The organism is Streptomyces sp. WZ.A104, assembly GCF_002382885.1.
In the GTDB taxonomy this organism is placed as follows: Bacteria; Actinomycetota; Actinomycetes; order Streptomycetales; family Streptomycetaceae; genus Streptomyces.
Window position 1 is genome coordinate 1 of sequence record NZ_NWVL01000094.1, and the last position, 16,788, is coordinate 16,788.

At 68.9% G+C, this 16,788-nt stretch carries 17 protein-coding genes and 2 pseudogenes; 8 read left to right on the plus strand and 11 right to left on the minus strand.

Annotated elements, in window-relative coordinates; genetic code table 11:
• Positions 1-257 (minus strand): transposase (locus CIB93_RS32905; protein ID WP_206605980.1); only part of this gene is annotated, 257 nt, incomplete at its 3' end.
• 31 nt (positions 258-288) lie between these two features.
• On the opposite strand from CIB93_RS32905, the gene CIB93_RS32910 reads away from it, so the two are divergent.
• Both CIB93_RS32910 and CIB93_RS32915 read left to right on the plus strand, forming a co-directional pair.
• A complete protein-coding gene (locus CIB93_RS32910) occupies positions 289-702 on the plus strand; it encodes a DUF5753 domain-containing protein (protein WP_257002469.1) in 414 nt (137 codons plus the stop codon).
• Positions 699-938, plus strand: a complete 240-nt coding sequence (locus tag CIB93_RS32915; protein ID WP_096632263.1) for a DUF397 domain-containing protein — start codon at positions 699-701, stop codon at positions 936-938. The genes CIB93_RS32910 and CIB93_RS32915 overlap by 4 nt, the downstream gene beginning before the upstream one ends.
• A 12-nt stretch (positions 939-950) precedes the next feature.
• Here CIB93_RS32915 and CIB93_RS32920 read toward each other — a convergent pair whose 3' ends face one another.
• The gene (locus CIB93_RS32920; protein ID WP_096632265.1) at positions 951-1,316 is read right to left on the minus strand and encodes a hypothetical protein; all 366 of its coding nucleotides are present in this window, start codon (positions 1,314-1,316) and stop codon (positions 951-953) included.
• Between the two features lie 92 nt (positions 1,317-1,408).
• Positions 1,409-2,917 (minus strand): FG-GAP-like repeat-containing protein, encoded by a 1,509-nt coding sequence (locus CIB93_RS32925; protein ID WP_096632266.1) that lies wholly within the window; start codon positions 2,915-2,917, stop codon positions 1,409-1,411.
• Positions 2,918-3,368: 451 nt separating this feature from the next.
• Between CIB93_RS32925 and CIB93_RS39280 the strand changes: the two are divergent.
• Together CIB93_RS39280 and CIB93_RS32935 are read left to right on the plus strand one after the other, a co-directional pair.
• Positions 3,369-3,557 (plus strand): annotated as a pseudogene (locus CIB93_RS39280) (SAM-dependent methyltransferase); the annotation flags it as partial.
• Positions 3,558-3,651: 94 nt separating this feature from the next.
• A complete protein-coding gene (locus CIB93_RS32935; RefSeq protein WP_096632268.1) occupies positions 3,652-4,197 on the plus strand; it encodes a hypothetical protein in 546 nt (181 codons plus the stop codon).
• 134 nt (positions 4,198-4,331) lie between these two features.
• On the opposite strand, the pseudogene CIB93_RS32940 reads toward CIB93_RS32935, so the two are convergent.
• The 4 genes and pseudogenes from CIB93_RS32940 to CIB93_RS32955 form a co-directional block, all read right to left on the minus strand.
• Positions 4,332-4,756: pseudogene (locus CIB93_RS32940) on the minus strand (DUF1062 domain-containing protein); the annotation flags it as partial.
• 138 nt (positions 4,757-4,894) lie between these two features.
• Positions 4,895-6,346: a hypothetical protein gene (locus CIB93_RS32945; protein WP_096632269.1), complete on the minus strand. Its 1,452-nt coding sequence runs from the start codon at positions 6,344-6,346 to the stop codon at positions 4,895-4,897.
• A 349-nt stretch (positions 6,347-6,695) separates the two neighbouring features.
• Complete coding sequence (locus tag CIB93_RS32950) at positions 6,696-7,025, minus strand: nuclear transport factor 2 family protein (protein ID WP_096632271.1); 330 nt, start codon at positions 7,023-7,025, stop codon at positions 6,696-6,698.
• Positions 7,026-7,158: 133 nt separating this feature from the next.
• Positions 7,159-7,989, minus strand: coding sequence for an alpha/beta fold hydrolase (locus CIB93_RS32955; protein WP_096632272.1), 831 nt, complete (start codon positions 7,987-7,989; stop codon positions 7,159-7,161).
• Between the two features lie 36 nt (positions 7,990-8,025).
• Between CIB93_RS32955 and CIB93_RS32960 the strand changes: the two genes are divergently transcribed.
• Positions 8,026-8,634 (plus strand): TetR/AcrR family transcriptional regulator, encoded by a 609-nt coding sequence (locus CIB93_RS32960; RefSeq protein ID WP_096632274.1) that lies wholly within the window; start codon positions 8,026-8,028, stop codon positions 8,632-8,634.
• A gap of 93 nt (positions 8,635-8,727) precedes the next feature.
• On the opposite strand, the gene CIB93_RS32965 is transcribed toward CIB93_RS32960, so the two are convergent.
• Both CIB93_RS32965 and CIB93_RS32970 read right to left on the minus strand, forming a co-directional pair.
• Positions 8,728-9,627: a LysR substrate-binding domain-containing protein gene (locus CIB93_RS32965; protein WP_096632276.1), complete on the minus strand. Its 900-nt coding sequence runs from the start codon at positions 9,625-9,627 to the stop codon at positions 8,728-8,730.
• A 38-nt stretch (positions 9,628-9,665) separates the two neighbouring features.
• The gene (locus tag CIB93_RS32970; RefSeq protein ID WP_096632277.1) at positions 9,666-10,424 is read right to left on the minus strand and encodes an SDR family oxidoreductase; all 759 of its coding nucleotides are present in this window, start codon (positions 10,422-10,424) and stop codon (positions 9,666-9,668) included.
• Positions 10,425-10,648: 224 nt separating this feature from the next.
• On the opposite strand from CIB93_RS32970, the gene CIB93_RS32975 reads away from it, so the two are divergent.
• Positions 10,649-11,449, plus strand: a complete 801-nt coding sequence (locus CIB93_RS32975; protein WP_096632279.1) for an SDR family oxidoreductase — start codon at positions 10,649-10,651, stop codon at positions 11,447-11,449.
• 239 nt (positions 11,450-11,688) lie between these two features.
• A complete protein-coding gene (locus CIB93_RS32980; RefSeq protein ID WP_096632281.1) occupies positions 11,689-13,707 on the plus strand; it encodes a serine/threonine-protein kinase in 2,019 nt (672 codons plus the stop codon).
• A 19-nt stretch (positions 13,708-13,726) separates the two neighbouring features.
• Here CIB93_RS32980 and CIB93_RS32985 read toward each other — a convergent pair whose 3' ends face one another.
• Entirely contained in the window at positions 13,727-14,236 is a 510-nt protein-coding gene (locus tag CIB93_RS32985) for a hypothetical protein (protein WP_096632282.1), read from the minus strand.
• Between the two features lie 66 nt (positions 14,237-14,302).
• On the opposite strand from CIB93_RS32985, the gene pip reads away from it, so the two are divergent.
• Positions 14,303-15,274 carry a prolyl aminopeptidase gene (gene pip, locus CIB93_RS32990; RefSeq protein WP_096632284.1) on the plus strand — a complete coding sequence of 324 codons (972 nt, stop codon included), beginning with the start codon at positions 14,303-14,305 and terminating at the stop codon, positions 15,272-15,274.
• Between the two features lie 701 nt (positions 15,275-15,975).
• Here the strand turns inward: pip and CIB93_RS37545 are convergent.
• Complete coding sequence (locus tag CIB93_RS37545; protein WP_143660116.1) at positions 15,976-16,545, minus strand: hypothetical protein; 570 nt, start codon at positions 16,543-16,545, stop codon at positions 15,976-15,978.
• Positions 16,546-16,788 lie beyond the last annotated feature (243 nt).

Consider the following 16,788-nt stretch of genomic DNA (forward strand, 5'->3'; position numbering starts at 1 on the left):
AGCTTGGCCCACACTCTGGCCTTCGACCACTCCGAGAACCGCCGGTGTGCAGTCGCTCCGGACGGGCCGAACGACGCCGAAGGCAACTGCTGCCAGGTGCAACCCGACGTAGCCACGAAGACGATCGCGGCCAGCACCTCCCGGTCACCGTGTCGACGCCGACCACCGCCCTGAGGCCGCGACGGCGCCTCCGGCACCACCCGCTGGAACAGCTCCCACAACTCGTCCGGCACCAGCCGCTCAACGATCCCCACCATGACTCACAGACTACCGAGTCACCCAAATGAGATGCTCTCTAAGGTCGCCGCGCGGCTCGAACGGCAGAAGCTGCTGACCCGCAGGCCGCTGCCCGACATCAGCTTCGTCCTGGAGATGATCGTGCTGACCCGTCCGATCGGCGGCCGCCGCGTGATGAAGGCCCAGCTCCATCACCTCGCCGACGTGGCGCGGCTCCGGCATGTACGCATCCAACTGATGGACCCGGACCGCGAGGATCACGCGGCGCTGAACGGCCCCTTCGTCCTGCTGGAGACCGACAAGCGCCAGCAGCTCGCCTATATCGAGGGGCAGGGCGGCAACTTCTTCATCACCGAACATCCGGAGCTGGGCGACCTGTTCGGCCAGTATGGCGTTACGCGGGCCCAGGCATACACTCCGGAGAGGACGCTGGAAACAATCGAGAAGATGGCAGAGGAACTATGAGCACCGGTCTCCACTGGTTCAAGTCCAGCTACAGCGGCAGCCAGGGCGGCGACTGCGTCGAGGTCGCGCTCGCCTGGTCCAAGTCCACCTACAGCGGCAGCGAGGGCGGCGACTGCGTCGAGGTGGCCGCCTGCCCCCACACCGTCCACATCCGCGACTCCAAGGACCTCACCGCCCCCGCACTCGCCGTCTCCCCCACCTCCTGGACGTCCTTCGTGGAGTTCGCCGCCTCCTGAAGCCCCGGTCGCTCAGCCGAATCCGGCACCCAGGAGGAACGGGGCAAGGGTCAGCCCCACCGACACCGGCCAGTACGGGTACGGGCACGGACGCGGGTACGGCTGCGCATCGGTGAACAGCCTGCGCCGTATCCACAGGTTGATCAGGGTCCAGATCCCGCCGAAGCAGGCCACCACCGGCACGACGATGACCAGCCACAACAGCATCCCGTCGTCCTCGTTCGGGTCCCGTTGGGTCCATCCCAGCTCGGCCAGGGGCCCGTTGGACAGGAAGTACCAGGTCAGGAAGGTCGGCACGATGGCCGGAACCCCGAGCAGCAGGTTCACCGCCACCGGAACGACCGGAACGAAGGACTTCCGACGCCGCGCGTTCTTCACAGGCCCTCCGGGCTCAGCCGGGACGCCTCCGCCACCAGCCGTTCGAGGCTGGTGGCGGAGGTGATTCCGGTACGGAGCAGGCTCGTCTACGTCTAGTTGGCCGGGGGCGGGGAGACGAAGGGGGTGCCGAAGCTGCCGTTGCCCTTGCCCGGGTAGGCGAGGATGTTGCCGTTCACGTGCAGGGCGACGAGGTCGTGCTTCTTGTCGGCGTTGAAGTCGGCGGAGTCGACAAGGCGAATGTTCTGCCAGCCGGAGCCGGTCTTGACACCGCCGTGGAAGGTGCCGTTGCCCTTGCCGGCGTAGAGGTTCAGGCTGCCGTTCTCGTGGACGCCGTAGAGGTCGATCCTGCCGTCGCCGGTGAATTCACCGCCGACCACCATGCGCATGCCGTCCCATCCGGTACCGGCCTGGACACCGGGGGCGAAGCCCTTGCCCTTACCCGCGTAGAAGTAGAGGGTGCCATTGGTGTGGACGGCCATCAGGTCGCCCTTCTTGTCGCCGTTGAAGTCACCGGCGGCGAGCAGGCGCATGTTGCCCCACCCGGTGCCGACGATCGAGGAACCGGTGACACCACCCTGGCCGTTGCCCGGGTAGAGGTAGAGGCTGCCGTTGTCGTGGGTGCCGAGGATGTCGGGCTTGCCGTCACCGGTGAAGTCGGCGGTGCTCAGCAGACGCATTCCGCTCCACCGGCCCGGGCTGACCTTGACGCGGGTGCCGAACCCGCCCTTGCCGTCGCTGGGGTGGAGGTAGAGGAACTCGTCGGCCGCGTCGACGGCGAGCAGGTCGCCCTTGCCGTCGCCGTTGAAGTCGGTGACCGTCATCCGCAGCGCCCACGACCGCTTCACGGTGGTCGCGATCCAGTCGGCCACATCGTCGGTGCGCGTGGCGACGGCGCCGGTACGGGTCTCGGTCACGCCCAGGCAGCCGCCCTGCCAGGAACGGGTGGCGACGCCGACGAGCTCGACGCCTCCCTCGGTGTCGCGGAGCATCGGGGCCCCGGTGTCGCCCTTGCACAGGGCGTCGTTGGCGGTGGCACCGCTCACCGTGAGCTCGGTGCCGGAGACCGAGCCGACCTTCATCGATGCCGTGTGGGCCGCGTCCGGCACCCATTCCGTCTTGGTACGGCCGAAGCCGACCGCCTGCAAGGTGTCGCCCTCATCAGCGGAAGAGGCACCTACGGTGAAGGGCGTGATGCCGGAGGTGGGCGTGGCGATCCGAGCCATGACCAGGTCACGGCCGGTGGACGGGACGAGCTCGACGACTTCGGCGACGTGTCCGCCGGTCCCGGTCAGAGAACTGCGGCCTATGGTCGCCATGGTCTTCAGGGCAGGCTTGCCCGCGGCGATCTGGGTGGGGTTGCTGAGGTCTGTGGCGAAGCAGGCGGCCGCGGTCAGCACCCACTGGCGGTCGACCAGGGCTCCGGTACAGGAACGGGTGGAATCGCCTTCACCGATGTGGAGGCGCGCGACGGAAGCCTGGGTGGCGGCATCGGCGGCGGAGCCGGTGGCGGCTGTCGCGGGCGCGCCGGTAACGGCGGCAGAGCCGGCGGTAGCGGCCAGGACCGTTCCGAGTATGGCGAGGCGGGTGCGTCTACGGGACACTGTGGCGATCGTCCTTGCTGTAGGTCGAGGATGACGGAGTTGGGGGCGGAATCGCCCTGCGCACCTGCACCTGCACCTGATGCGAATCGACGCGTCGACGTGAGTCCGCCGAGAGATAGCCACCCCCTGGTCCGGCGTTGCGGTCACCGAATGAAAACAGCGACATCGAGATTGCACCACGCGAAACATGCGGATGATCCACCCTAAACCCCTTTTAGCGGACGTGAGTTCCGTCACGACCCTGAGGGTTGCAGTAATTTTGCGCAGAGTTTGGATCCACATCCAGCCATGCCCGTGCCGACTTTCCCGCCAAGTTCCCGCAAAATTCCCGTCAGAATTCCCGTCAGGTGCTTTCAGCGAAAGGCCGCATAGGCTCATGGGGTCGGACGTGGGATCTCGCGGCTGCGGTCCGCACCTCATCCAAACCGGCACGCAACCGGGAACACAGCGACGCGCTTCCCCCCTCGTACGCCAACGCCTCGCCCCCGGCGGCGCCTTCGTCTTCTCCCAGCCTCCGGCCGTCCCCGGCGCGTGAGGCCCGCAGGGCATGGACAAGGGCGGCTTCACGGGCAAGGCGATGTTCACCTACCGCTACAGCTACCGCCCGGCGGTGTGGGAACGCCTGCTGACTCAGGCCGGTCAGCCCGAAGGGTGCCCCTGGTCCCCCGCAGGGCTCAGCAAGGTCGGACCTTCGAGAGGATCCGCGTCGTCCCCCATCCCGCCAGGCTGAAGACATGACGACGACAAGGCACCCCTCCCCTACGGCCTGCGGAGTGCACTCCGCAGCGAAGGACCTCACAGAGCGCAGCGTGCCGACCTGGGCGGAGCGCGTCGCGCACGCCATCCCGCTGGTCGTGCTGCCGGTCGGCATCTGGCGACTGCCGATCGGCTTCGGGTACGGCATGGGCGGGGAGCCCATGCCCTCTGCCTGGTTCAACGCGCCTTACGTCATCGGGCTGACGGTCCTCACCGAGATCCTCGCGCTGCTCAGCTTCGGCTTGGTACGCCGCTGGGGCGAGGTCGTTCCGCACTGGGTGCCGAGGATGGGCGGCCGACGCGTCCCGCCCGCCGCCGCGATCGTCCCCGCCGCCTTGGGCGGTCTCCTCATCACCGCGCTCGGCGTCCACTGGCTGTACGAGGCCGCCACCGTCGGCAGGGAGGCCTGGCCGTACGACGAGGGCTGGGACGTCCTCGCGATGACGATGAGCGGGCTGATGAACCTGTGGGGCCCACTGCTTCTGGCTCTCACCTACGCGTACTACCGACGCCGCCGGGCCTGATCCCGGCGGTCATTCATTCGTGCGCAACGGGGAGGCGGCCCCAGCCCGGCAGGCAATACGGTCGGGAGGCCCCCGCCCGGCCCCGGGGGCCTGCCCCCGGGGATCTGGCCCGATACCAGGTCCCCGGGCAGCGCTCAGCGCTTGAGCGTGAAGGTGAAGGCGTCGGAGACCTTGCCGGTCAGCCGGACTGCCGAAACGAGCTTCCCTCCGTGATCAGGCGCTCGACCTCGGCCCGCGAGAGACCGCAGCCGTCAGCGATCAGTCGCACCGGCCGGACAGGAATCCGCGCCGCGAAGCGGACCGAGACATCGATCACCTCGCGGTCCAGGTGGTCCGAACCGCCGGTGTCCAGGCACCAGGCGCCCGCCCAGTCGAGGGCGATGCGGTTACGGCGCCGCAGAGCCGGGTCCTGAAGCAACTCCGCAGTCAGTCCCGGGTCATTGGCGTGCAGCCGGTCCAGCAGTTCGGGCCGTACGGAGCGTACGTTCACCCGCTCCAGGACCGTGAGCTTCGCCGTGTCCCCGCAGGCGGTACAGAGCACGAGGAGCCAGTCATCGATTCACCGGTTTTCGGCTTCACTGAGTGCCCCTCAGGCCCTCACGGCGAGTGCGATCTTTCGCATCGCATGCCGCGGATGGTGCGCCCGCGGCGCGCCACCCCACCCCGCCGAGCGGGAGCGGGCGCCGCACGGTGAGGGTCAGTGCCGCAGGCCGAGGACGATCATGCGCATCGTGTCCTGCCCGGCGTGCGTGATGAACACGCCCGCACCCTTGGCCATGGCGGTCGGCGTCGTGGCCATCTCCGGTAGGGGCTTGGCGGCGCCGGTGGCTGCTGAGACGGAGACCGGGATCCGCGGGGCGTCTTCCCCGGCGATGCCGTATGCGGTGCCGTCGTCGCCGACGGAGGAGAGGATGATCTCCTTGGCGTCCTCACCCTTGTCGGCGCATGTGCCCTTGCCCGTCCGCAGGTCGAAGAGGTTGCCGCCCTTGACCAGATAGCGCCCGTTGGGGGAGAGCGCCGGCGGAACGTCTTCCCGGTACGTCACCTTGGGAATGCCGACGGCGTAGGAGGTGCTTGCGGTTTTGCACGGGGCAGTGGCTCGGACCTTGCCGGTCGCCATGTCGTGTACGGCGGAGATGTCCTCACTCACCGTGCCAGCTGAACTCTCCTTCCTCCCCTTGGCCCACCCTGCGATCAGGAGGTCGCCGGCGGCACCGACGATATGGCCGTTGGGAACCTGCTCCGCGGAGTCCACGACCGGGTCGAATTCGACGACCGCCTCGGCGCCTGGCGGAATCGCCTTCGCGCTGTCCCAGCCGCCGTCGACGCCGAATCCGCCTTCTCCGGTCCCTTCGTGCTTGTTGTTGGTCACCAGCCCGTCCCGGCCGGGGAACGCCATGTCGTAGTCGCCGTCCACTGACTGCCCGCCGATCCGGACCTTGGCGTCGCCGTTGTCGGTGACCTTCCCGTCGGGTGAGATCAGGAAGTTGTCGAAGTAGGACCTGACGAGCAGACCACCCGCACCGGGAAACACGTTGACCTGATCGTCAAACTCGCCATCCGGCGCTTGGACGTCCCCGGAGCCGGCGGGCGCGAGGCCCTTACCGGATGCGTCGGCCGGGTAGAAGGCCACGGAAATGGCCTGCTGGAAGTCGTGGAGCTCGTCCTTTCGCTTCTCGCCGTGTGCCCACACGGCGAAGAACTCGCGTTCGCCGCCCGTGATCAGGGAGATACGGGGGACTGCCAGTGCCGAGGTGTCGTCCGCGCTCTGCTCCTCGGTGAGCTTCGGGGCCTGCCAGGGTTTGCCAGTCGACAGCAGCTTGCCGGACGCGGCCTCGCGGACGCTCAGTACGTAGCCCTGTTTCGTCTTGTCCAGATAGGCGACCGTGCCGCTCTTCGCCGAAACCGCGAAGGGGAAGGGCTGCCCCTGAGGCAGCCAGTCGGCCTTGACCTCCCAACCCTTGCCGCTGTCGAAGGCGTCAGGAGCCGTGATCTTGCTGGTGAGGGCGACACCGGCCGTGCTGTCGGTTCCCCCGCCGGCGGCTCCGCCTCCTCGTGCAGCATCGGCGCCGTCACTGCCGGACGAGCACGCCGACAGTGCGCCAATCAGTGCGCCTGTCACCAGCATGGCCGTCTTGCCGATCCTCATCCTCAGCCCTTTCAGTTCACAGGGCGATGAGGCAGCTCGGCCGTCTCCCCCCGGTGGACGGTACGTATGCAAATGATCAAGCAGAAATCAGACGGTACAGCATCTTCAACAGCTTGCACACGGCGCTCTCTGCCCCGTCATCTCATTGTGAGGCGGGGGAAGTTGGCGTCCCGAGTAGGCGCACGATCCTGCTGGAGGGGGCGTCGTCGAACACGATGTTCGCGCCCTTGCCGCCCACCTCCAGGGTGACCTTCCTGTCAGGACCCGCGACGGAGCGCGCGAAGGCCTTGCATTCTGGACGTGGGCGCGGGCACCGGACGCGACGCCGCGGCGTTGAACAGCAGGCCGGTCAGGCCGGCGCCTGGCCCGTCTCGAAGCGGCTGATGCGGTCGCCGGTGACCGTGAAGACCCAGCGCGTCCGCATCGTGCCCCAGGTGTCATTCGTGTAGTCGACGACGAGGGTGCGGCCGTCGCCGGAGGCGTCCACGATCTTCATGCGGCCGTTCGCCTTCGGCGAGAAGATCTCCTTCTCCGTCCAGGCCGCCAGGTCCCGTTCGCTCCCGTCGTCGGACATCGTGGCGTCCTCGGTGAGCACCCCCGAGAAGAAAGCCTCCTTGTCGCCCGCGTTCACGGCGGCGACGAACTTCTCCACCACCGGGTCGCTGATCGATGTGGTCATGATGTTCCTCCTTCTCTGCGCGTCCGGGATCGCGCGTCCCGGAGATCCCTACCGAGTCTCTGTCGGCGCCCCCGTCACCGCACGTCGGGCGACGGCGGCCGGACCTCGCGCGCGTCTCCTGCGGTGAGGTCGCTCAGCGGTCGGCCGCCGCCAAGGCGCTGATCAGGCGGCCCAGCTCCCCCGGCCCCTCAAGGTGCGCCATGTGGCCCTGGCCGGGCAGTACGTGGACCCCGGCTCGGGGGACACGCCGCGCGACGTCGTCGAACGACGTTCCGTAGGGGGCCCTTCCCTGGTTGCTCCCGCCGACGATCAGGTCGACCCGGTCCGCCCGCCGGGCCGGCTCATCGGGGAGCGGCGGCCCGTACAGCGCGGCGAGCTCCGCGTACGCCGGCCTGGCCAGGCGGCACAGGGCGTCCCACGTCTCGCGGTCGGCGCGCAGGCTCTCGACGACCGCCGCGTCGACGCCCGCGATCCTGCGGTGCACGATCCCGACCACCGCGTCCCAGTCCTCCGCCGCCTCCGCCGCCTTCAGGTCCGGGAGCACGTCGAGGCCGAACGGGCGTATCACCGGCTCGTAGGCGACGACCTGGCGCAGTGGCCGTTCGCCGGCGGCCAGCAGAGCGATCAGACCGCCGTAGCTCCAGCCGAAGAGCGCCTCCGTGCCGCTGAACTCGTCGAGCACCACGCCCAGGTCCGCCACCTCCGTCCGTAGGGAGTACGCATCCGTCAGCGGGCCCGAGGGCGCCCGGCCCCGGCGGTTGACCACCGCCACCGAGTCCCAGGCGTCGATCGCCGTCGCGACATCCCGCCACGCCCGTGCGTCGGCCATCGCTCCCGGGACTACGACGAGACCGGGCGCGTCCGGGTCCCCGTACACGTCGACCGTGACCCAGCTCGCTCCGTCGCCTCCTCCCTCACCGCCGCCTCCGCCTACCGACAACCTCTTCTGGATCGTTCGCTCCATAATTCAATTATGGAGCGTCCGCTCTATAATGCAAGGGTGCCCCAGCCAGCCCGCGGACGTCCGCGCTCCTTCGACCGGGACCGGGCCCTCCTCGAAGCCGCCCGCCTCTTCTGGCGGCGCGGTTACTCGGGGACGTCCACCCGCGACCTCACCACCGCTCTCGACCTCTCCACCTCCAGCCTCTACGGCACCTTCGGGTCCAAGGCCGAGCTGTTCGAGGAAGCGGTACGCACCTACGCCGAGCGGTACCGCGAGATCCATCAACAGGCGGTCGCCGAACCGGACTTCGGGACCGTTGTCGAGCGCATCCTCATCGACTCCGTACACGAATTCACCCGGCCCGCCGACGAACACCCCGGCTGTCTGCTCAGCAGCGCCGCCATGGCCGACAGCACCAGCACCCTCGACACCAGCGCCTACTTCGCCGAACTCCAGAACGCCAACGAGCAGGCCCTCCTCGTACGTATCGAGCGTGCGGTAAAGGGAGGTGAGTTGAGCGACGACACCGACGCGGGAGCGCTCACCGGGCTCATCCAGTCCGTCTGGCACGGGCTGTCGGCGCGCGCCAATCTCGGCGCGGGGCGCGAGGACCTGCTCGCCACGGCCCGGCTGGCCCACGAGCTCATCTGCGGGCGCCTCACATAACGAACGTGGTCATGAACGTAACCACGGACGTGGGCGCGGACGTAGTCACGGACGTGGATACATGCGTAGTCACGTGCCCGGTCACGCCCCCAGTCACCCACCCTCCCAGCTCCCTGAACCCTCCCCGGTCCGGCTCAGGAACACGTCCCTCCCCGGGCACGTCGTGTGCGCGGGCCACAGCGCGTGGACCGGTACGTGCACCGGCGGGTCCAGGTCGATGACGTGGGCCGCGCCGCCCGCCGTCGGGCCCGGGGGCGACGTGACGAAGGCGAGGCGGCCCGTCGCGGTGACCGCCGTGATGGGCGGGGTGCCCTGGACCGGGTTGCGGCGGGTGTCCGGTTCGACGCCCACCTGGCGGCACAGGCCGATCAGGAGATCCGTGTACGCGGACGAGCCCGGCTCGCCCCACACCGTGAGCGGTTCCCCGCCCAGGTCGGCCAGGGCCACCGCGGTCCGGGCGGCGAGGGGGTGACCGGCGGGGACGGCGACCCGGAGGCGGTGTTCGGCGATCCGGGCCCGGGTCAGGCCGGTGTCCGCCGGCATCGAACGGGTCAGGCCCAGGTCGCACGCACCCGTCAGGAGCTGCTCGCGCAGTTCGTCGGGGAAGAGCTGGCGCACGTGGGCCCGCACGCCCTGCTCCTCCGTACCGGCCCGGGTCAGCAGCTCCACCACCTCCTCGGCGGTGACCGCCGGGGTGTGACCGATGCGCAGATGCCCCGCCTCGCCGCGCCCGATGCGGCGGGCGCGGTCCAGGGCGGCGAGCGCCTGGGCGCTGAGGGCACGGGCGTCGTCGATGAGGGCCTGCCCGGCCGGGGTCGGGGAGACGTGCTGGTGGCCCCGGTCCAGAAGCTGGACGCCGACGTACCGCTCCAGAGTGCGGATGGAGGTGCTCAGCGCCTGCTGGCTGAGGTGCAGCCGTTCGGCCGCCCGGGTGAACCCGCCCTCTTCGGCGACGGCGACGAGATGCTCCAGCTTCCGCAGGTCCAGACTCACGCGGTCCTCCCCAAGCCCTCGATATCCGTGCGGGGCGGTCAGCGGACCGTGTAGCCGCCGTTGGCGAAGATCGTCTGGCCGGTGATCCAGCCGCCCTCGGTGACCAGGAACTTCACCAGCGGCGCGATGTCCTCGATCTCCGTCAACCGCCCGCCCATCGCCTGGGACTTGTGGAACTCCACGCGCTCCGGCGTCTCCTGCGGGTAGAAGAACGGGGTGTCCATCGGCCCCGGGGCCACATTGTTCACCGCGATACCGCGCGGCGCGAACTCCTTGGCCGCCGCCCGGGTGAAGTGCTCCAGCGGGGCCTTCGCGCCCGCGTACGTGGCGTACCCGTCCGTGAACGCTGCGAGCAGCGACGTCACCAGGCTGACGATCCGACCGCCGTCGTTCAGTCGCGCTCCCGCCTCCTGGAGGAAGAAGTACGCCGCCTTGGAGTTGATCGCGAACATCCGGTCGTACTCCTCCTCGGACGTCTCGCCGATCGGCTTGCGGAGCACCATGCCGGTGGTGTTCACGGCGACGTCCACCCCGCCGAAGGCGTCCAGCGCCTGGTCGAAGAGGCTGCGCACCCCCTCGACGCGGGTCAGGTCCTCACGTACGACGACGGCCTGGGCGCCCGTGCCCCGTACGGCCTCCGCGGTCTTCTCGGCGTCGGCGGCGGTGTTCTCGCCGTGGTAGTGGACGACCACGTTCGCACCGGCCTCGCCGAGCGTTCGGCTGATCAGACCACCGAGGTTCTTCGCGCCTCCGGCGACCACGGCGGTCCTGCCGTTCAGCAACTTCTGCTCACTCATGATGGGGCCCTTCTCTCCGCTTCTCCGGCCACATTCCGATATGCGGCGTTCGTCAGACTTGCCGCTGTCCACGCTAGGAACGCACGCTCGCCCAGGGGAAACACAAAGATCGTGTCGAGCCACCAGGAAGATGAGTCGTCGCAGCTCACAGGGGGTGCGGAGGCCTCGGCCCGGTGTCCGGAAAGGCCATTGACGTACGCGTACGGGTCACGAAGGATCACCCTGTGACGATCAACGGACAGCCGTCGGCGGCCCCGGAAACGGCCCGCCCCATCGCCCTGGTCACCGGTGTCGGACGCAGCATCGGAATCGGCGCGGGCATCGCCCGGCAGCTCGCCGCCACCGGCTGGGACGTCGCCTTCACCTTCTGGACGCCCTACGACCGGCGCATGGCCTGGGGCGCCGAGGACGGGGCCGGCGCGTCCATCGCCAAGGAGCTGGAGGAGGCCGGGGCCCGGACGGCGACGATCGAGGCGGACCTGTCCGACCCCGACGCCCCGGCCCGGATCTTCGACGAGGCGGAGCAGCAGCTCGGCGGGCCGGTGACCGCGCTCGTCCTGTCGCACGCGGAGTCGGTGGACTCGGGACTGCTGGACACCACGGTGGAGGCGTTCGACCGGCACTTCGCCGTGAACACCCGGGCCAGTTGGCTGCTCGTGCGGGAGTACGGCCTGCGCTTCCGCGGCGCGCCCGAAGCGGTGGCGGGCCGGATCGTCGCGCTCACGAGCGACCACACGGTGGGCAACCTGCCCTACGGCGCGAGCAAGGGCGCCCTGGACCGCATCACACTGGCCGCCGCGCACGAGCTGGCCCACCTCGGGGTGACGGCGAACGTCGTCAACCCCGGCCCCGTGGACACTGGTTGGATGAACGACGAGCTGCGGGAATCCCTGATCCGGGGCACCCCGCTCGGCCGCATCGGCACCCCGCGCGACACCGCACACCTGGTGTCCTTCCTCTGCTCGCCCGAAGGCCAGTGGGTCAACGGCCAGTTGCTGAAGAGCAACGGCGGAGCGGCCTCCTGAAAGGGCCTGACCGGACGCCTCTCGTGGCCTCCCGGGGGCCTCTCGCGGGACCTCCCCGGGGACACATCCAGGGGGACCCACCGGGGGACCCACCTGGGGGCCCACCTGGGGGCCCACCACGAGACGTGCCGCGAGGCCTGCCGCGAGACCTGCCATGAGACCCGTCATGAGTCCGGTCGGAACATGACGGAGCGTCTAATCTGGCCTGGGCCATGGAGTTCACAGGGGGTCGGGGGCGTATGCACAGCGAAGACAGGGCGAACACACCCCGGAGTGCCCCGGGGAGCACGCCCCAGGCCGAACCTGCGGGCGGCGCGCCCCTCCTCGTGATCGACGGACGCTACGAACTACTGGAGCCGATCGGCAGCGGCGGCATGGGTGAGGTCTGGAAGGCTCACGACCGGAGGCTGCGCCGGTTCGTCGCTGTGAAGGGCCTGCTCGACCGCAACGCCATGACGGCGGGCACGCAGACGGCGGCGATGCAGCGGGCCCGGCGCGAGGCGGAGGCGATCGCCAAGATCGAGCATCAGAACGTGGTGACGGTCCACGACCAGGTCGAGACCGACGACCAGGTCTGGATCGTGATGAAACTCCTCGAAGCACGCTCCCTGGCCGACCTGCTGCGCGGCGAGCGGGTCCTCGCCGTGCCGAGGGCGGCGGACATCGGCCTCCAGATCCTCCAGGGCCTGCGGGCGGTGCACGGCGCCTCCGTCGTCCACCGTGACGTGAAGCCCGGCAACGTCCTCGTACGGGACGACGGGCTCGCGATCCTCGTCGACTTCGGCATCGCCACGTTCGAGGGCGCGGACCGGGTGACCCGCTCCGGCAGCGTGCTCGGCACGCCCCCGTACCTGGCCCCCGAGCTGTTCGCCCCCGCATCTCCTGGGCCGACGCCCGCGTCGGACCTCTGGGCGCTGGGGATCACGCTGTACGAAATGGCCGAGGGCCGCGTCCCGTTCGGCGGGCGCGAGGTGTGGGAGGTCCAGGAGAACATCCGCCAGTCGCCGGAGCCCCCTCTCCGGTACGCCGGACCGCTCGCCCCGGTGATCCAGGGCCTCCTGATCACGGATCCGCGCGAGCGCCTGGACGCGGCGACGGCGGAGGCGATGCTCCGGGAGGTCCTCGACGACCCGGCCGCACCGCGCCCCGCCACCTCCCCGGGTGCCGTCAACACGCACCCGCCGACGGCCGTGTCCACACCCGACCCGTCAACGCCCCTGCGGGGCCCAGCCGTTCCTCCCTCCGCCTCGCGCGCCACTCCTTCCGCCCCTCCCCCTCCCGTCACTCCCTCGGCGAGCGGACGGCGCGGCCGGTACGGCGGGTGGAAGGTGGCGGCGGCGGTCGTGTCCGTCGCACTGCTGGCGGGCGCGGGCTGGCTCGTCGCGCAGGGCGACGGCGGGGACGAAGCCGGTTCGGCCCAGGGCCAGAGCCAGGGCTCGGGCTCGGGCAAGGGCGGCGGCACCGAGGAACGTTGGAAGGACACCCACCCCACGCTGGAGATCGGCGTCAAGGACGACCAGCCGGGCCTGAGCATGTTCGACGAGAAGACCCGTACGTACAAGGGTTACGACATCGACCTGGCCTACGCGATCGCCGAGAGCATGGGCTACGACCGGGGCGAGGTCGCCTTCACCACGGTCGCCACGGACTACCGCAGCACCGCCCTCAAGACCAAACAGGTGGACCTGGTCATCGCCTCGTACAGCATCACGGACGACCGCAAGACCGCCTCACCGGGCGGGTACAGCGTCGACTTCGCGGGCCCGTACTACGAGGCGAGCCGGGGCTTCCTGGTCCGTGAGAAGTCGAGCAGGTACACGATCAACGACTCCAGCGATCTGCGGGACCTCGGCGTCGAGGTGTGCACGGCACGGGCGTCGACGTACGAGAAGACCCTGCCCGAGCAGGGTTTCACGATGGCCGAGTCGCAGCCCAACACGTACCAGGACTGCCTGGACCGACTGCTGGACCCGATGTCCGACGTGTACGCGGTGGCCTCGGACGACATCATTCTCGCCGGGTACCTCAAGGCCAACCCGGGCAAGGTGCGGCGGCTGGAGAACATCCAGGGCGCGGAGGGCTACGGCGTGGCGATGCGGCCGGGAACGCGGACCCTGAAGGGCGAGGTGTGCGCGGCGCTCCGCACCATCCTGGGCAGCAAGACCTGGGAGGACATGTACACGGAGAACCTCTCGGGCCTGATGGGCGACAAGAACCCGCCGGGCCGCCCGGACCTGACGGAGTGCGAGGGGTACTGAGGCGCTGCCAGGGGGCGGCTCACCGCTCCGGAAACGGCTCCCCGCAGCGGCTGCAGAAGAGGGGCGCGGGGTCGTCGGACAACCGCCCGCAGCCCGGGCAGACCCGGTCCAGCATGCAGGGGCCCTCGCCGCCTGCATGCCCCTCCCCGCCCTCGTACGCCCCGCTGCCGGACGCCTTGATCGCGAGTCCGGGGCGGCGGCGGTGGACGGTGACGTAGGCGAGCCCGTCCGGCCCGGCGGCGAAGGAGCGGCGTGAGCCGCGGGGCAGCCAGAGGAGGGTGCTCGTCCCCAACTCCAGGGCCTGGCCGTCTCCGGACCGCAGGCTCCCGCCACCAGCCACCACGAGGAGAAGGACATCGAGCACGTCCTCCTGATGCTCGCCGACCTCGGCTCCGGCCGGAAGCCGCACGAGATTGGCATCCAACTCCCGCCCAACCTCGCCGAGATGCCACAGCGCACCCCGCGCGTCGGGCCCGGCGGAGGCCAGGAGTTCATCGATGACGGCGAGGACCCGGGGAGCAGCGTTCACGCCACCCAGGTTACGTCGCACGGCAGGCACCGTAGGCTGTCCGGCTCACTGAGGGAGGCACGAAGCATGGACCGGGAACCGGACGAGCTGTATCCGCCGATCGAACCGTACGAGAGCGGCATGCTGGACGTGGGCGACGGCAACCACGTGTACTGGGAGGCCTGCGGCAATCCGGACGGCAAGCCGGCCCTCGTCGTCCACGGCGGCCCCGGCTCGGGCTGCACCCCCCGCGCCCGCCAGTACTTCGACCCGGACCGCTACCGGGTGGTTCTCTTCGACCAGCGGGGCTGCGGCCGCTCGACACCGCACGCGAGCGACCCGGCGACGGACATGGCGTACAACACGACAGCCCACCTGATCGCCGACATGGAGCGCCTTCGGGAACACCTGAGCATCGACAACTGGCTGCTGTACGGGGGCTCCTGGGGCTCCACCCTGATCCTGGCGTACGCGGAGGAGCACCCGGAGCGGGTCACGGAGGCGGTCATCCCGTCGGTGACGACGACCCGCCGCAGCGAGATCGACTGGCTCTACCGGGGCGTAGGCCAGCTCTTCCCCGAGGCCTGGGACGCCTTCCGCGCGGGCGTCCCGGAGGCGACGGGCCCCACGGACCTGGTCGCGGCGTACGCCCGCCGCATGGAGAGCGAGGACGCCGCCGTACGGGAGAAGGCCACGGCAGACTGGTGCGCCTGGGAGGACGCGGTCATCTCGATGGAGGCGATCGCGGGCCCGCCCCCGTACAGCAACCGCCCGGACCGCGACCAGCAGGCGCTCGTCCGGATCTGCGCCCACTACTTCGCCCACGGCGCCTGGCTGGAGGAAGGCCGACTGCTCGACCGGGCGCACCACCTGACCGGCATCCCAGGCGCCCTGATCCACGGCCGCTTCGACCTGGCGAGCCCCCTGATCACCGCCTGGGAACTCAACCGCGCCTGGCCGGACGCCGAACTGACGATCATCGACAACGCGGGCCACATGGGCGGGGCGGCGACGCGGCGGGCGGTGCTGGGGGCGCTGGACGGGTACGCGGGGAAGTAACGCGCATTTCAACGAACGAGCACGCAGGAATCTCAGGCAACATGAAAGATGCACTTCAGCGCAAGATAGCAGAACGCATGCAAACCAGCCACGACAACGGGAACGCTCAGCGAAAATGAAAGACTCTCCCGGACCCCCTCACACGAAATCACGTCACCGCCCGCCAGAATAAGCTGAATCGAACGCCTGATCTTCTTGGCCGAGGGATATCCGCCAAATTCCCCGAGAGGGGACTTCCCGACCACGCAGGCCCTAACTTCGCAGCCGCTCCTCAGCTCAAAAACCAGCCCGTCATTCGTTCGCACCCTTGCGATGCAACGACAAGGAACGACAGTTTCCGAAAACCAATTACACACCGTGATCGATTCATCGGACAGGAAAAGGTGAGGGCGATACGTAAGGACCCCGGACAACTATGCGATAACAACACTGGCCAATCCGCCAGCCATGGACCTACTAGCCCACGGATTACCTCCGCCACCCGGACTCGCCGCCAGAAATACCCCGCCCACACCCATGGCGACAGAGGCCGTCATCCCGAAATGGCGAACTTTACTGTAGAACTCATCGCCTTTTCGCGCTACCGCCGTGATGTCTCTTGACATCACCACTCACCTCACCGGATCCGGAGGGCTAAAGAGAAGCTGACAAGCGTCACCACGCGAGACATCCCCCAACCTTCGGCATTATCTTGAGAACGCTCACAGAAGGATGGCTACCCCCGCAGCCACAACAGAAATTGCGAACAAACCCTCTGACGTCCAGCACAGACGGAATCGAACAGTCCTCACCCCGTCACCCGCTCCCGAATGCGTGGCCCTCTGTACGTACTCCTGCACCAACGCGACAGCCTTGGGCGTGGTCTTAAAGACAGCGTCGACGACAGACCCACCGAAAGCGAAACAATGAATTTCGCGCCCGTCGCTAGTCTCGACACACAGGCCACCGGACCCTTCAGCCCGCCCCACGGAAGTAATGGACGCATAGGGAACATAGTGGGAACCGATCAGGTTATCCACTCGCATACCATCCGAGAAAAGAACCAGCCGGCAACTACCCACTCGCAGGACAACGGCCGCGGCGCCGCTCATCGATGCCAAAAGCGCCCAAGCATCCTGAACATTCCCTTTACCCATGATCGCTTGCCAGGCGGCCAGGGTGATAGCCGCCAGCAAGCCAGCACCACCCCATGTCACCCAGGGCCATGAACGACGGCGCAGAACAAAACCGCCGCTCTCCTGCGCAAAGGCATCCTGCTGCATCTCTCTCAACACGCCTCTCCTGGTGCACTTGCACCGCCAGCTCCACAGAATCCCCATGCGAGCTGTGAATTCACTCCCATATTGAGAGCAGTCCGCCCACGGTCAACCACTTCCACCGGCTGTGTCACCCAGCCCTTCCGGCCGCCTCCCGGGCCTGCCCCGTAGCCTCCTTTAGTCCGATACAACGGCATCCTCACTGTGGCTCGCCCGACAGCACCGGACGTATACGCAGAACGCCATGGAGTCCCCATC

Bases quoted from the DNA above. Each gene is read 5' to 3' on its own strand.
- CIB93_RS32910 (WP_257002469.1), top strand. From the start codon at position 289: ATGCTCTCTAAGGTCGCCGCGCGGCTCGAACGGCAGAAGCTGCTGACC.
- CIB93_RS32915 (WP_096632263.1), top strand. From the start codon at position 699: ATGAGCACCGGTCTCCACTGGTTCAAGTCCAGCTACAGCGGCAGCCAG.
- CIB93_RS32935 (WP_096632268.1), top strand. From the start codon at position 3,652: ATGACGACGACAAGGCACCCCTCCCCTACGGCCTGCGGAGTGCACTCC.
- CIB93_RS32945 (WP_096632269.1), bottom strand. From the start codon at position 6,346: ATGAGGATCGGCAAGACGGCCATGCTGGTGACAGGCGCACTGATTGGC.
- CIB93_RS32950 (WP_096632271.1), bottom strand. From the start codon at position 7,025: ATGACCACATCGATCAGCGACCCGGTGGTGGAGAAGTTCGTCGCCGCC.
- CIB93_RS32955 (WP_096632272.1), bottom strand. From the start codon at position 7,989: ATGGAGCGAACGATCCAGAAGAGGTTGTCGGTAGGCGGAGGCGGCGGT.
- CIB93_RS32970 (WP_096632277.1), bottom strand. From the start codon at position 10,424: ATGAGTGAGCAGAAGTTGCTGAACGGCAGGACCGCCGTGGTCGCCGGA.
- CIB93_RS32980 (WP_096632281.1), top strand. From the start codon at position 11,689: ATGCACAGCGAAGACAGGGCGAACACACCCCGGAGTGCCCCGGGGAGC.
- pip (WP_096632284.1), top strand. From the start codon at position 14,303: ATGGACCGGGAACCGGACGAGCTGTATCCGCCGATCGAACCGTACGAG.